Raw genomic sequence first — 14,054 nt, 5'->3', positions numbered from 1 at the left:
GCGACGTTTAGCGAAATTTCGGCCCGGAGCGGGTATTCAAGCCTTTGGCCATGCGGTCGTAGAGCACGACGTTGACGGTCGCTGCGAGGTTCATGCAACCGGTGGTCGGGATGTACACGACGTCTTCACACCAGTCGCGGATTTCCTGATCCAGCGAGCCGTCTTCCGGGCCGAAGATATACAGCGCACGGTCCGGGTGGGTGTATTCCGGCAGCGGACGAGCGCCCTCGACCAGTTCCACTGCGACCGGAACACAGTTGAGCGGCAGGATCTTTTTCAGGTCGTCGATGCCGATCAGCGGGATGTCGTAATGCACACGCTTGGTGTCGGTGACGAAGTCGGCGGCGCGTTCATAACGCTTGCCGGTGTAGAACACGGTGGACACGCCATAACAGCCAGCGGCGCGCATCACCGAACCGACGTTCTCGGGTGATTTGGGGTTATACAAACCAATGCAGCTGTACCGTTTGTCTGCCACGAGCGGGGTGCCTTCGGGAAAAAGAGGGCGATTATACGGGGATTGGGGGAGGGCGGGCAGATTCAAGATTTGTGGTGCCTGATCCGGCCTCTTCGCGAGCAAGCTCACTCCCACAGGTTTCTTTGGCGTACACAAAAGGTGCAAACGACCGAAATCACTGTGGGAGCGAGCTTGCTCGCGAAGAGGCCAGTCAGGCGAACAAAAATCTTCAGTCTTCTTTCTTCATCAGCCCGGCCAGTGCGGCAAACGGGTTGTGCGTCGCCTTGGCAATTTTCGGCGTGCTCAGCGAGCCTTCGCTGAAATACTGCTGATCGGTGTAGCGCGAGTGTTCGTTGTCGTGGCAGTACAGGCACAACAGCTCCCAGTTCGAGCCGTCCTGCGGGTTGTTGTCGTGGTTGTGATCGCGGTGGTGCACGGTCAACTCGCTCAGACGCTTGCCGGAAAACTCACGGGTGCAGCGTCCGCAAACGTGCGGGTACATCTTCAGGGCCTTGTCGCGGTAGCCCATTTCCTTGTCGCGCTGGTTATCGGCGAGGATACGGTCCAGCTTCGAGGTGTTGGTCGGGGTGGACGAACTCATGGGTTCACCTTTGTAAAAGACTAATGACGGTTATGTTCAGAGTTTAGCTCAGCCCTTGAGCTTCTCGGCAATCCAGATTGTGTGGCGCGTGCCCTTGTTGCCGTGGGCGAAGACCTGCACTTCCTCGGCCTTGAAACCGGCCTTCTTCAATTTGTCGGAAAACTGCCGGTCAGCGCTGGCCGACCATATCGCCAGCACGCCTTTGGGGCGCAGGGCCTTGGCGCAGGCGCTGAGTCCACCGGCCGAATACAGCCAGCTGTTGGCCTTCTGGGTCAGGCCTTCGGGGCCGTTGTCGACGTCGAGCATGATCGCGTCGAAGCCGTTCGGCTCGCTTTGCAGGACTTTGGCGACATCTTCCATGCGGATCACCGTGCGGGGATCGAGCAACGGTCGGCCAGACTTTTCACCGAGTGGGCCACGGTTCCACTCGACCACGCCGGGTACCAGTTCAGCGACCACCACTTCGGCAGTTTTGCCCAAGTGCTTGAGCGCGGAAGCCAGAGTGAAGCCCATGCCCAGTCCACCGATCAAAACCCGTGAGGCCGGGCGCCCAGCGACCTTGCGGCAAGGGATCTCGGCCAGTGCATCTTCGGAGCCATGCATGCGCGTGTTCATCAGCTGTCCGCCGTCGCCGCCCTGGATCTTGATGACAAAATCCTCGCCATATTCGAACAGGCACAGGGCACCGCCGCCTTCAGGAATCGGAGTGGTGTCGAGCAGAACGAAACGTTTCATGAAAATCTCGGTAAGAGGGGAAATGCAAGCCGACGCCGTTGGGAGTAGCCTGAGCGCAGACTAAGGCCTAACGGAGCCCTTGATGAAGCGCACCATTCTAACGGTCATTGCCCTGGCCGCGCTCTCGATTACTGCAGTGCAGGCGCAGCAGACCATTCCGGTCAGCCCGACGCCGCAGGCCGGTTCGCCCGGCACCGCAACACCGACACCCTATCCGCAGATCACGCCGATCAGCGTACCCAAGGCCGGCAGCGGCAGTGGCAGCCCGCCGCTGGTGCCGATTGAAATGCCCAGCCCGCCAGGCAAGGACCAACCGGTGCCGGGCATCGAGCAGAACGAACCCAAGGTCAAATCACCGGGAGGCTAGATCTGTTGCGCCGCCAGTTGGCCGTCGGCCATGCGCAGGCGCTTGGACAGCGAGACGGCGAGGGCGCGGATGATCTTTGCGGCAATCTTCGGTGCGTCGTTGAGCATTTTTTCCAGCGAGTCCTTGCCCAGATTCAGCAACTGGCAGTTGCTCGCTGCGATGCAAGTCGCCGAACGCCGTTCGCCATCGAGGACGGCCATTTCGCCGAACGCCCGACCGCTGCGCAGGGTGGCCATGGTGATGAGCTGGCCGTCGCTGCCGGTTTTCTGCACGGCAACCTGACCGGTGTGGATGATGCACATGAAGCTGCCGGCATCACCCTCACGGAAAATCGCCTCGCCTTCAGCCACGGTGCTGATGCTGAAATAGCCGGAGGCGGCGGCGAAGTCCGCCAGTTGCAATTGATCGAACAGGCCACAGTCCATCAGCCAGTCGCGGATTTCGTTGTTCAGGAAGGTCGGTTCTGACATGTCGACGGTCTTATTCTGTTGTCACGGTTTTCAGGCACTACGCAGTCCCCTGTAGGAGTGAGCCTGCTCGCGATAGCCATCTGTCATTCAGATCACCAGTGACTGACACACCGCTATCGCGAGCAGGCTCACTCCTACAGGGGATCTGTGGTGTATCGACCACTGGGGTCTGGAATTAAGACCCAAGTGACCGACGGAGTTCCTCAGGCCAGCCCCAAAACCTTGAAAACAAATGCGTATTCGAGCGCTACGTCACGTAATCCCTGATAACGCCCGCTCATTCCGCCGTGGCCTGCGCCGAGTTCAGTCTTGAGCAGCAGCGGATTGTTGTCGGTTTTGGTCGTGCGCAGTTTCGCCACCCACTTGGCCGCCTCCCAATATTGCACGCGGCTGTCGTTGTAGCCGGCGATCACCAGCATCGCGGGATATGCCTGCGCGGCGACGTTTTCGTACGGCGCGTAGGCCTTGATCCGCTCGTACACCTCTGGCTCTTCAGGATTGCCCCACTCGTCGTATTCGGTGACGGTCAGCGGCAGTTCCGGGTCGAGCATGGTGTTGAGCACATCGACGAACGGCACCTCGGCAATCGCCACGCGAAACAGCTCCGGACGCTGATTCAGCACCGCACCGATCAACAAGCCGCCAGCACTGCCGCCGCTGATCGCCAGTTGTTCAGCAGTGGTGATGCCGTTGAGGATCAAGAACTCGGCGCAGGCGATGAAGTCGCTGAAGGTATTTTGCTTGTGTTCCTGTTTACCGGCGCGATACCACGCTTCACCCAGTTCACCGCCGCCACGCACGTGGGCGATGGCGAAGGCCATGCCGCGATCCAGCAGGCTCAGGCGTGCGTGGGAAAACCACGGGTCGAGGCTGGAGCCGTATGCGCCGTAGCCATACAGATACAGCGGCACCGGTTTGCCGAGCATTTCGCGTTTCATCACCAGACTGATCGGCACCTGCGTGCCGTCCGGCGCGGTGGCCCACAGGCGCTGGCTGACATAGGCGTCGGCATCGAACGGGCCGAGTACCGGGGTTTCCTTGAGTACGGTCTGCTCGCCAGTCGCGAGAATCAGTTGGCGCACCTGGGCTGGACGGTTCAGCGCCTCATAGCGCAGGCGAATGCGGTCGCTTTCGAATTCCAGGCTGTTTTGCACATAGAGGCTGTAGGCCGCGTCCGGCAATTGCACGCGATACGGCGCCAGACCTTGTGGGTGAACTTCGATGACCGGCAGGCCACCTTCGCGCAGACTCAGGGTCATGGCTTCAACATTCAGGCTCACGCCGTCGAGCATCACCGTATCGCTGTGCGGGATCAGGTTCTGCCAGTCAGCTTCGCTCGGCGCGACACCGGTGTCTGGCGCCTGATACAGCGCGAAGTTGATGCCGTCACGGTTGGTGCGGATGAACCACGTCCACGCGCCATCGAGTACGCCGTGATCGACGTCGTATTCGTGATCCTCGACCCGCGGCGCCATACAAGTGAACGGCAAGTGCGGCTGGTTGGCGTCCAGCGCCCAGACTTCGCTGGTGGTCTTGCTGCCCAGCGATAGCAGCAACTGCTGTTCGGAACTGGCGCGGTAGCAATGCAGGAAGAAGCGCCCGTCCGGCTCATGGAACACCTCTTCGGCGACGGTGCCGTCGAGGCGATAGCGAAACAGTTTGTGCGGACGGTGAGTGTCGTCGAGCTCGCCGAAGAACAGGGTCAGGCTGTCGTTGGCCCAGGTCATGCTGCCGTCGCAGTCCTCGAACTCCAGTTCGCTGACCTTGTCGTTGGAAAGCTCCTTGACGAACAGCGTGTAAATCTCATCGCCCGAGGCATCGACGCTGTAGGCCAGACGCTGGTGGTCGGGGCTGATGCTGAACGCGCCCAGCGAGAAAAAGCCGCCGTTGGCCAGCGCGTTCGGGTCGAGCAGCAATTGCTCGCGGCTTTCGTCGAGGGTCAGGCTGTCGTCGGCCGGACGCGGGCAGCGGTAATGGCGGGCATATTCGTCACCGGCCGTGGTGCGCGTGTAATACAGATACGGGCCCCATGGCGAGGGCAGGGACAGATCAGTTTCGAGAATCCGGCCCTTGATCTCTTCGAACAGGGTTTCGCGCAATTCGGCCTGATCGGCGGTTTGCGCTTCCTGCCAGGCGTTTTCGGCCTTGAGGTAATCGAGCACCGCGTCGGTGTCGCGTTCCTGCAGCCAGGCATACGGGTCGGCACCGTCTGCCTTGTGGGCAATCGGGGCGCTGGTGACGTTGGCGGATACGGGCATGGAAGGCTCTCGGGCAATATCGGAAATAGGGTTATCGCAAATCTGGGATGGCGCCGCATAACGGGTAGGAGTGAGCCTGCTCGCGATGGCGGTTTGGCAGACAACATGAATGTTGAATGTACCGGCCTCATCGCCAGCAGGCTGGCTCCCACAGGTCGTGTGTCTATTGGGACAAGCCTGACGTGCGAAAAGTCGTTACTATAAGCGCCTCTTTGCCTGCCTTGCCATGGACACCATGACCGAGAACGACTATCTGATCGCCTGGGGCCTCTACGCCTTTGCCGCTTTAGGCTGCCTGTTGGTATGGATGCGCATGACCCGCTGGATGTGGCGCTGGCTGCGCGAGCCGCTGCGGCTGCTGATGGCGGTGTTGCTGTTCAGCCCGACCATCATTGATCCGGTGAAGGAAAAGGTCGCTCCGGCCATCGCCATCACCGCGCTGGACCTCGCGTTCAAGGTCGGCAACAACGCCTGGCGGGCGATTTCCGATCTGTTCATGTACGGCATGATCGCCTTCGGTCTGTACCTGATCTTTGTGCTGATCCGCTTCCCGATCGAGCGTGCTTCCAAAGCGCGCAAAGAACAGGCTGAAGCCGCCCGCGCGGCGGCCCGGGCCGATGACCGCGACGACGATCAGCCGTTCGGCGGTGCCGGTGATGACCGTTTCGGTCGCCCGCCAGTGCCGAACAATCCGCAGCGCATGCGGGTCGAGCCGCGCCTGTAGTCAGAGAGTCCAGACATGTGTGAACTATTGGGCATGAGCGCCAATGTGCCGACCGATATCGTCTTCAGCTTCACCGGGCTGATGCAGCGCGGCGGTCGCACCGGGCCGCATCGTGACGGCTGGGGCATCGCGTTCTACGAAGGCCGTGGCTTGCGCCTGTTTCAGGACCCGGCAGCGAGCTGCGAGTCGGAAGTGGCCAATCTGGTACAGCGTTATCCGATCAAGAGCGAAGTGGTCATCGGCCACATCCGCCAGGCCAACGTCGGCAAGGTCTGCCTGTCCAACACCCACCCGTTCGTCCGCGAACTGTGGGGGCGCAACTGGTGCTTCGCGCACAACGGCCAGCTCGCTGACTTTACCCCGATCAAGAGTTTCTACCGCCCGGTCGGTGATACCGACAGCGAGGCGGCGTTCTGCGATTTGCTCAACCGCGTACGTGCAGCATTTCCGGAACCGGTCGATATAGAAGTGCTGCTGCCGGACCTCGTCGCGGCGTGCGCCGAATATCGCAGCAAAGGCGTGTTCAACTGCCTGCTCAGCGACGGCGACTGGCTGTTCTGCTATTGCTCGACCAAACTGGCACAGATCACCCGGCGTGCGCCGTTTGGTCCGGCGCGGTTGAAAGATGTCGATGTGATCGTCGACTTCCAGGCCGAAACCACGCCCAACGATGTGGTCACGGTGATCGCTACCGAACCACTGACCGAAAACGAAACCTGGACCCGCTACGAACCGGGCCAATGGAGCCTGTGGCGACGCGGTGAATGCGTCAGCCAGGGCAAGACCGAATAAAGGATCGCTCCCCGATGTTGCTCAGTTATTTACGGCTGGTGTTGTTTGCGGCGGGCCTGTTGATCGGTGTCCAGGTGCCGGGTTTCATCAATGATTACGCGAAACGGGTCGAGGCGCATCTGATCGAGGCGCAAACCGGCCTGCGCGGTTTTCAGGGCACCGCCGAGCAGTTTTTCAAAGGTGATATACAGGCATTGGTCGCGCATTACCGCGCCAGCGATGACCCGGTATTTCGCAGCGATGCGGACAGCCTGAGCACCTTGCTCAACCGTCAGCTCGCGCTGGATAAACAATTCCAGGCAATGCAGGGCCCGTGGTACATCCGCTTCCTGCAAGTGGTGCTGGCTGCCGATCCGGACATTCGCAAGGAAACCTGGAACGGTTACAGCTACCAGATCCTGCTGACCCCGGAAGCGATGATCTGGGGCATGAGCGGCGCGTTGCTGCTGTCGTTCGGCATCGAGTGCATCTTCCGTCTGATCGACTGGGTAGTGCTCGGCGGCCGACGCCTGCGCCAGAGCCGGCCGATTGAAGACCGCGACGTGCGCGGGTTGTAGGGGCTGCGCAGTCCCTGTGGTGAGGGGCAAATCCCCTCACTACAGGTTGTGATTATTCAGTGAGGGTGATGTATTTTTCACCCACCTTTTGCGCATACCCCTCCAGCACCTGCTGACACAGCGTCACAATCTCCTCGACCCATTCCCCACCGACCCGCCACGACACCACCACCTGTAAATTCGGTGGTCGCTGATCGATATCCAGCAACGTCAGTTCCCCCCGCGCCAATTCCTCGGCGACCAATACCGGCGGCAGCACGCCGATGCCGAAACCATCGCGCAACAGCCGTGTGATCGCCGACACAGAATTCACGCAATTCAAGCGCGGCGCCAGCACGCCACTGGCCTGCATCAGCGCTAGAAGGTCCTGATGCGGTCTGGAGTTCTTCGAGTAAGTGATGATCCGTTCCTGCGCCAGTTCGGCGAGGTCGGCGTAGTCGCGGTTGTAGATCGAATTACTGGCGACGATCCAGCCCAGCGGATGACTGGCCAGCTCCAGGCTGCGCACGCTTTCGTGGCGCACCAGGTCGGTTTGCAGAATCAGATCGAGAAAACCTTTTTGCAGTTGATCGCAGAGGTTCAGCGAGGTATCGGCCACCAATTCGATTTCGACCCGTGGATACAGGTCGGTCATCTGCGCCACCAACGGGCTCAGCCAGGTGTGGATCACCGTGTCCATCACGCCGATGCGTACGCGGCCGACTTTGCTGGAGCGGGTTTCAATCGATTGCTTGAGCGCCTGCATGGTGTCGAGCATCTGCTCGGCGTAATCCAGCACTTTCAGCCCTTCGGGCGTCAGGCTGACTCCGCGTGAATCGCGCAGAAACAGCTTCACCCCAAGCTCGCCTTCGAGCACTGCGATGCGGCTGGAAATCGACGCCTGGGTGGTGAACAACTTGTCGGCGGTCAGGCGAAAACTCTTCAACCGGGCGACCCAGACGAAGGTCTCGAGAAACTTCAGGTTCATGGCAACGGCTCGGGTGACAAATTTTTCTTATGCCTAAGGCGGGTTTTTATTCGTTGGACGCAGCAGGGCGATGCGCCCAAAAATCGGCGCATCCGGTTCCCACGATAGGCGTCGTCGGGACTGTGAACAAGACCAATAAAAAGCCCGCGGAGATTTGCCATGAGTGCGCCCGACACCCTGAACCTCCCCAAGACCACGGCCCGTCCGGGACCGTTCGACTGGTATCGCAACATCAATCAGCAAGAGCGCCGCACCTTCTGGAGCTGCAAGATCGGCTACGGACTGGATGGCATGGACACCCAGATGCTCAGCTTCGTGGTGCCAACGCTGATCGCGATGTGGGGCATCACCACCGGTGAAGCCGGGCTGATTCACACCAGTACCCTGATCGCTTCGGCCATTGGCGGTTGGGTGGCGGGGATTCTCTCCGACCGCATCGGTCGCGTACGCACACTGCAACTGACCGTGCTGTGGTTTGCCTTCTTCACCTTCCTCTGTGGCTTCGCGCAAAACTACGAACAACTGCTGATCGCCCGCACCTTGATGGGTTTCGGTTTCGGCGGCGAATGGACCGCTGGCGCGGTGCTGATCGGCGAAGTGATCCGCGCACAGGATCGCGGCAAGGCCGTCGGCATGGTGCAATCCGGGTGGGCGCTGGGCTGGGGTTTGACGGCGATTCTGTATGCGTTGCTGTTCTCGGTGTTGCCGGCGGAAGACGCCTGGCGAGCGCTGTTTATCCTCGGCATCGTGCCGGCGATTTTTGTGATCTTCGTCCGTCGTCTGGTCAAAGACCCGGAGATCTATCGCGAGGCCAAGGCTGCGCAAACTCCGGAAAATACGGCGAAGTTTTACGAGATATTTGCCCCGGGCATGCTCTTCACCACGATTCGCGCTTCGTTGCTCACCACCGGTGCATTGGGCGGTTATTACGCGATCACTTCGTGGCTGCCGACCTTCCTCAAGAACGAGCGCGGCTTGAGCGTGCTCGGCACTGGTGGCTATCTGGCGATGGTGATTGTCGGCTCCTACGTCGGCTACGTGATCAGCGCCTATCTGACCGACCTGTTGGGGCGTAAAAAGAACTTCATCCTGTTCGCGGTCGGTTCGTTCACCATCGTTTTGCTCTACACGCAATTGCCTGTGAGTAATGGTGTGATGTTGTGGCTGGGCTTCCCGCTGGGTTTCTTCGCTTCGGGGATTTTCAGTGGCATGGGCGCGTTTCTTACCGAACTGTTCCCGACGCGGATTCGTGGCTCGGGCCAGGGCTTTTGCTACAACATCGGCCGGGCGCTGGCAGCGTTGTTTCCATTGCTGATTGGCTTGCTGAGTCAGACCGTGCCGCTCAGCGTAGGCATTGGCGCCTTCGCGGCAGTTTCCTACGGCGTGGTGATTGTGGCGGCGCTGAGCCTGCCGGAAACCCGTGGCAAGCAACTGGACGCGCAGTAACTGATAACCTGCGTACATAAGTCCTACAGACAAAAAGACAAGAAGCTACAGGAGTGTTCATCGTGAGCCGCCTGCTATTGAATTGTGACATCGGCGAGAGTTTCGGCAGCTGGACCATGGGTCTGGACGCAGAGGTGATGCCCTTCATCGATTGCGCCAACGTCGCCTGCGGGTTCCACGCTGGTGACCCGAGCATCATGCGCAAGACTGTCAGCCTGGCCCTGAGCCACGGCGTGCAGATCGGCGCGCATCCGGCCTATCAGGATCTGGTCGGATTCGGCCGGCGCTCGATGGCTTACACCGCACAAGAGCTGCAAGACATTCTGCATTATCAGATCGGCGCCCTCGACGGCATCTGCCGTGCTCAGGGCGGGCGAGTCAGTTATGTCAAACCGCATGGCGCGATGTACAACGACATGATGGCCAACCCGGCGCAATTGCGCGCGGTGATTCAAGCCGTGGCGGCGTACGACCGTAGCTTGCCGCTGATGTTGATGGCGACCCGCGACAACACGGCGGCGCAGCAACTCGGTGACGAATACGGTGTGACCTTGTGGTTCGAAGCCTTCGCCGACCGAGGCTACGACAGCGCCGGCAAATTGCTTGCACGCAGCCTGCCGGGCGCGGTGCATCACGATCCCGAGACCATTATCGAGCAGGCGCTGACCATTGCTCGCGGCGGCAATCTCATTGCCAGCGATGGCAGCCCGTTGCACCTGCAAGCCAATACCCTTTGCGTCCATGGCGACAACGCCAGTTCGGTGGCTGCCGTACAACGCATCCGCGAGGCTTTGAAGCAGCAGAGTGCCTCATGAATCCACGGGTTGAAGTGGTTGCGCTGGATTGCCTGATGCTGCGCCTGTTCGATGAAATCGCTGAAGCCAACATGCCGTGGATGCTCGCGGCCAGTGAGCGGTTGCGGGCAGTGTTCGGCGAGCAACTGATCGATCTGGTGCCGTCCTATACCACGCTGATGGTGCATTACGATCTGACGATGTTGAGCCCGAATCAGGCGCGGGAATTGATCGCCGAAGCCTTGATCGATCTATCGCCGAATGCCCGCAGCGGCGGCCAGTGTCATGTGTTGCCAGTGTGGTACGACCTGAGTGTCGGCCCGGAATTGAGCTTGCTCGCCGAGCGCAGCGGCCTGGCGGTGGAGGAGGTGATCCGCCGTCACAGTGCTCGCGAATATCAGGTGTTCGCCCTCGGTTTTGCACCGGGTTTTGCCTTCATGGGGCTGGTCGAGGAGATCCTCGCAACGCCGCGTTTAAGCACACCGCGCAAGAAAGTCGCAGCCGGCAGTGTCGGCATCGCTGAGCGGCAAACGGCGGCTTATCCGGTGGTCTCGCCCGGTGGCTGGAACCTGATCGGCCGCACCCCGGCCAGATTGTTCGATCGCGAGCGCGACGGTTACAGCCTGATGCAGCCTGGTGACACGGTGCGCTTCGAGGCGGTCAGCCATGCCGAATTCATCAACCTTGGCGGCGATGACACGCCTCTGGAGGCTTTGGCATGAGCCGACTGACGATTGAGGCAAGTACGCCGCTGTGTCTTTTGCAAGATGCCGGGCGGTTTGGCGTGCGGCATCTGGGCGTGACTCAGGGCGGCGCGGCGGACTGGCGTTCGATGGCCTGGGCCAATTGGTTGCTGGGCAATGGACTGGATGTGCCGGTGATTGAAATCACCCTCGGCGGGTTTTCGCTTATCGCTGAAGAAGACTGTTTGCTGGCGCTGGCCGGGGCGGATCTCGGCACGCAGATTGACGGGCAGGCGCTGGCGCCGTGGCGCAGTTTCAAATTGCGCAAAGGCCAGACTTTGAAGTTCACCCAGCCATTGCTCGGCGCTCGGGCGTATGTGGCAGCGCCCGGTGGTTTTGCTGCGCCGAAGGTGTTGGGCAGCAGTGCCACGGTAGTGCGCGAAGAACTCGGCGGGCTGGATGGCCGGGGTTTTCCGCTGGCCAAAGGTGAGGTGTTGAGCTATCTCGGCGAGTCGCTGCTGGTGCGCGAAGTGCCCCTGGAGCAGCGTCCGGATCTTCGGCAAAACGCACCGCTGGATCTGGTGCTTGGTGCGCAGATCGGCCAGTTCAGTGGCCAGAGTCTGTTTGATGTGTTCAACAGTGCCTGGACGCTCGACAGTCGCGCTGACCGCATGGGCATTCGCCTGCTGGGCAAAGTGTTGCAGTATCAGGGGCAACCGATGATTTCCGAGGGCATCCCGCTCGGCGCGGTGCAGGTGCCGCCGGACGGGCAGCCGATTGTGTTGCTCAATGATCGGCAGACCATTGGCGGGTATCCACGATTGGGGGCGTTGACGCCGTTGGCGCTGGCCAGACTGGCGCAGTGTTTACCGGGGGCGCAGGTGCGGTTGCGACCGGTGGTGCAGGACGTCGCGCACCGGGAACATATCGACTATTTGCAGCGCTTTAAAAACAGCTAAAAGCATCGCGGGCAAGCCCGCTCCCACAGTGTCCGAGTCGTACACAAAGTTTATGTGCACCCCCGAAACCTGTGGGAGCGGGCTTGCCCGCGATGGCGTCAGTCCAGACAACAGCGATTACTTGGAAAGAAACCGCATCCCTTCCTCAAGCCCACGCAACGTCAACGGATACATCTGATCCTCGATCAAGTCGCGCACGATATTGGTCGACGACGTGTAGCCCCACGTATCTTTCGGATACGGGTTGATCCAGATGAGCTTCTTGTATTTTTCCATGAAGCGCTGCATCCACACATAGCCCGGCTCTTCGTTCCAGTGCTCGACGCTGCCACCGGCCTGGGTGATTTCATACGGCGCCATGGCCGCATCGCCGATGAAGATCACTTTGTAATCGGCGCCGTACTTGTGCAGCAGATCCTGGGTCGAAAAACGTTCGGAGGTGCGGCGCATGTTGTTCTTCCACACCGACTCATAGAGGAAGTTGTGGAAGTAGAAATACTCCAGATGCTTGAACTCGGTCTTGCAGGCCGAGAACAGCTCTTCGCAAATCTTCACATGGGCGTCCATCGAGCCGCCGATGTCGAACAGCAGCAATAGCTTGACCGTGTTGCGCCGCTCCGGCCGCATCTGGATATTCAGCAGGCCGGCATCACGAGCGGTGTGGTCGATGGTGCCGTCAATATCCAGTTCTTCCGCCGCGCCCTGACGGGCAAATTTACGCAAGCGGCGCAGTGCGACCTTGATGTTGCGGGTGCCCAGTTCCACCGAGTCGTCGAGGTTCTTGTACTCGCGCTGATCCCAGACTTTCACTGCTTTGCCCTGACGCTTGCCGGCGTCGCCAACGCGGATGCCTTCCGGATTGAAACCGCCGGAGCCAAACGGGCTGGTGCCGCCAGTGCCGATCCATTTGTTGCCGCCGGCGTGGCGTTCTTTCTGTTCTTCCAGACGCTTCTTGAACTCTTCGATCAGCTTGTCCAGACCGCCGAGGGACTGGATCTGCGCACGCTCTTCGTCGCTCAGCGAGCGTTCGAATTCCTTGCGCAACCAGTCTTCGGGAATCAGCGCCTGCAAGTGATCGTCAAGTTTTTCCAGACCATTGAAGTAGGCCCCGAATGCGCGGTCGAACTTGTCGAAATGCCGTTCGTCCTTCACCAGAATCGCCCGCGACAAGTAATAGAACTCGTCCATGTCGGCGAAGATCACCCGCTGTTTCAGCGCGTTGATCAGGTCGAGCAGTTCGCGCACCGAGACCGGCACCTTGGCTGCACGCATTTCATTGAACAGGTTGAGCAACATGGCGTCAGCCTCTTAGCGGGTGCCACGACGGCTCATGAACGCCAGACGCTCAAGCAGTTGCACGTCCTGTTCGTTCTTCACCAGAGCGCCGGCCAATGGCGGAATGGCCTTGGTCGGATCGCGTTCGCGCAGCACCGCTTCGCCGATGTTGTCGGCCATCAGCAGCTTCAGCCAGTCGACCAGTTCGGAAGTCGACGGCTTCTTCTTCAGGCCCGGTACCTTGCGCACGTCGAAGAACACGTCCAGCGCTTCGCTGACCAGATCTTTCTTGATGTCCGGGTAATGCACGTCGACGATTTTCTGCAGAGTCGCGCGATCCGGGAACGCGATGTAGTGGAAGAAGCAACGACGCAGGAAAGCGTCCGGCAGCTCTTTCTCGTTGTTGGAGGTAATGATGATGATCGGACGCTTCTTGGCCTTGATCGTCTCGTCGATCTCGTAAACGTAGAACTCCATCTTGTCGAGTTCTTGAAGCAGGTCGTTAGGGAACTCGATGTCGGCCTTGTCGATCTCGTCGATCAGCAGAATCACCCGCTCCTCGGACTCGAACGCTTCCCACAGCTTGCCCTTTTTCAGGTAGTTGCGAACGTCGTGAACCTTTTCCGTGCCCAGTTGCGAGTCACGCAAGCGGCTGACGGCGTCGTACTCGTACAGGCCCTGATGCGCCTTGGTGGTGGACTTGATGTGCCAGGTGATCAAACGGGCGCCGAACGACTCGGCCAGTTGCTCGGCGAGCATGGTTTTGCCGGTGCCCGGTTCGCCCTTGACCAGCAACGGCCGCTCCAGGGTGATGGCGGCGTTGACCGCCAGCTTCAGGTCATCGGTGGCGACGTAGGCCTGGGTGCCTTCGAACTTCATCTGCAAATCCTCGAACGGTAGCGCCGGCCTGAACGGAGCAGGGCGGGGGCGAAATAATCGGATGCCCGACTATAACGCGCAGCCCGGTCG

At 60.2% G+C, this 14,054-nt stretch carries 16 protein-coding genes; 8 read left to right on the top strand and 8 right to left on the bottom strand.

What is annotated here, in order from left to right:
- Nucleotides 1–7 precede the first annotated feature (7 nt).
- The 3 genes from ACTWLJ_RS28750 to ACTWLJ_RS28740 form a co-directional block, all read right to left on the bottom strand.
- Nucleotides 8–478 carry an RNA methyltransferase gene (locus ACTWLJ_RS28750; protein ID WP_445179401.1) on the bottom strand — a complete coding sequence of 157 codons (471 nt, stop codon included), beginning with the start codon at nucleotides 476–478 and terminating at the stop codon, nucleotides 8–10.
- Between the two features lie 208 nt (nucleotides 479–686).
- Nucleotides 687–1,058 carry a YajD family HNH nuclease gene (locus tag ACTWLJ_RS28745; RefSeq protein ID WP_007911336.1) on the bottom strand — a complete coding sequence of 124 codons (372 nt, stop codon included), beginning with the start codon at nucleotides 1,056–1,058 and terminating at the stop codon, nucleotides 687–689.
- Between the two features lie 48 nt (nucleotides 1,059–1,106).
- The gene (locus ACTWLJ_RS28740) at nucleotides 1,107–1,793 is read right to left on the bottom strand and encodes a spermidine synthase (RefSeq protein ID WP_445179400.1); all 687 of its coding nucleotides are present in this window, start codon (nucleotides 1,791–1,793) and stop codon (nucleotides 1,107–1,109) included.
- Between the two features lie 82 nt (nucleotides 1,794–1,875).
- On the opposite strand from ACTWLJ_RS28740, the gene ACTWLJ_RS28735 reads away from it, so the two are divergent.
- On the top strand, nucleotides 1,876–2,160 hold the full coding sequence (locus tag ACTWLJ_RS28735) for a hypothetical protein (protein WP_445179399.1): 285 nt from the start codon (nucleotides 1,876–1,878) through the stop codon (nucleotides 2,158–2,160).
- Here the strand turns inward: ACTWLJ_RS28735 and ACTWLJ_RS28730 are convergent.
- Nucleotides 2,157–2,630 (bottom strand): cyclic nucleotide-binding domain-containing protein, encoded by a 474-nt coding sequence (locus ACTWLJ_RS28730; protein WP_445179398.1) that lies wholly within the window; start codon nucleotides 2,628–2,630, stop codon nucleotides 2,157–2,159. The two genes, ACTWLJ_RS28735 and ACTWLJ_RS28730, sit on opposite strands and share 4 nt — an antisense overlap.
- Before the next feature lie 203 nt (nucleotides 2,631–2,833).
- The gene (locus ACTWLJ_RS28725; protein WP_445179397.1) at nucleotides 2,834–4,888 is read right to left on the bottom strand and encodes a S9 family peptidase; all 2,055 of its coding nucleotides are present in this window, start codon (nucleotides 4,886–4,888) and stop codon (nucleotides 2,834–2,836) included.
- 226 nt (nucleotides 4,889–5,114) lie between these two features.
- Between ACTWLJ_RS28725 and ACTWLJ_RS28720 the strand changes: the two genes are divergently transcribed.
- Genes ACTWLJ_RS28720 through ACTWLJ_RS28710 form a run of 3 tightly spaced genes read left to right on the top strand, consistent with a single transcriptional unit; the run spans nucleotide 5,115 to nucleotide 6,961 of the window.
- Nucleotides 5,115–5,612: an MFS transporter gene (locus ACTWLJ_RS28720; protein WP_445179396.1), complete on the top strand. Its 498-nt coding sequence runs from the start codon at nucleotides 5,115–5,117 to the stop codon at nucleotides 5,610–5,612.
- 15 nt (nucleotides 5,613–5,627) lie between these two features.
- Entirely contained in the window at nucleotides 5,628–6,404 is a 777-nt protein-coding gene (locus ACTWLJ_RS28715; RefSeq protein WP_100847538.1) for a class II glutamine amidotransferase, read from the top strand.
- 14 nt (nucleotides 6,405–6,418) lie between these two features.
- The gene (locus ACTWLJ_RS28710) at nucleotides 6,419–6,961 is read left to right on the top strand and encodes a DUF2937 family protein (RefSeq protein WP_401214623.1); all 543 of its coding nucleotides are present in this window, start codon (nucleotides 6,419–6,421) and stop codon (nucleotides 6,959–6,961) included.
- 52 nt (nucleotides 6,962–7,013) lie between these two features.
- Here ACTWLJ_RS28710 and ACTWLJ_RS28705 read toward each other — a convergent pair whose 3' ends face one another.
- Nucleotides 7,014–7,928 carry a LysR family transcriptional regulator gene (locus ACTWLJ_RS28705; protein ID WP_445179395.1) on the bottom strand — a complete coding sequence of 305 codons (915 nt, stop codon included), beginning with the start codon at nucleotides 7,926–7,928 and terminating at the stop codon, nucleotides 7,014–7,016.
- A gap of 159 nt (nucleotides 7,929–8,087) precedes the next feature.
- Here ACTWLJ_RS28705 and ACTWLJ_RS28700 point away from each other — a divergent pair, with 159 nt between their 5' ends.
- The 4 genes from ACTWLJ_RS28700 (at nucleotide 8,088) to ACTWLJ_RS28685 (ending at nucleotide 11,810) form a co-directional block, all read left to right on the top strand.
- Complete coding sequence (locus tag ACTWLJ_RS28700) at nucleotides 8,088–9,374, top strand: MFS transporter (RefSeq protein ID WP_401214618.1); 1,287 nt, start codon at nucleotides 8,088–8,090, stop codon at nucleotides 9,372–9,374.
- 62 nt (nucleotides 9,375–9,436) lie between these two features.
- Nucleotides 9,437–10,189, top strand: coding sequence for a 5-oxoprolinase subunit PxpA (locus tag ACTWLJ_RS28695; RefSeq protein WP_445179394.1), 753 nt, complete (start codon nucleotides 9,437–9,439; stop codon nucleotides 10,187–10,189).
- A complete protein-coding gene (gene pxpB / locus ACTWLJ_RS28690) occupies nucleotides 10,186–10,890 on the top strand; it encodes a 5-oxoprolinase subunit PxpB (RefSeq protein WP_445179393.1) in 705 nt (234 codons plus the stop codon). Before ACTWLJ_RS28695 ends, pxpB begins: the two co-directional genes overlap by 4 nt.
- Entirely contained in the window at nucleotides 10,887–11,810 is a 924-nt protein-coding gene (locus tag ACTWLJ_RS28685) for a biotin-dependent carboxyltransferase family protein (RefSeq protein WP_445179392.1), read from the top strand. The genes pxpB and ACTWLJ_RS28685 overlap by 4 nt, the downstream gene beginning before the upstream one ends.
- A 117-nt stretch (nucleotides 11,811–11,927) precedes the next feature.
- Here the strand turns inward: ACTWLJ_RS28685 and ACTWLJ_RS28680 are convergent, their stop codons facing one another.
- Together ACTWLJ_RS28680 and ACTWLJ_RS28675 are read right to left on the bottom strand one after the other, a co-directional pair.
- Complete coding sequence (locus tag ACTWLJ_RS28680; RefSeq protein ID WP_401214607.1) at nucleotides 11,928–13,106, bottom strand: vWA domain-containing protein; 1,179 nt, start codon at nucleotides 13,104–13,106, stop codon at nucleotides 11,928–11,930.
- 12 nt (nucleotides 13,107–13,118) lie between these two features.
- Complete coding sequence (locus tag ACTWLJ_RS28675) at nucleotides 13,119–13,964, bottom strand: AAA family ATPase (protein WP_401214606.1); 846 nt, start codon at nucleotides 13,962–13,964, stop codon at nucleotides 13,119–13,121.
- Nucleotides 13,965–14,054: the final 90 nt, after the last annotated feature.

This window comes from Pseudomonas sp. McL0111 (assembly GCF_052567255.1).
Note: the sequence above shows the minus strand (reverse complement) of the source record. Positions and strands in the feature narration are given on the sequence as shown.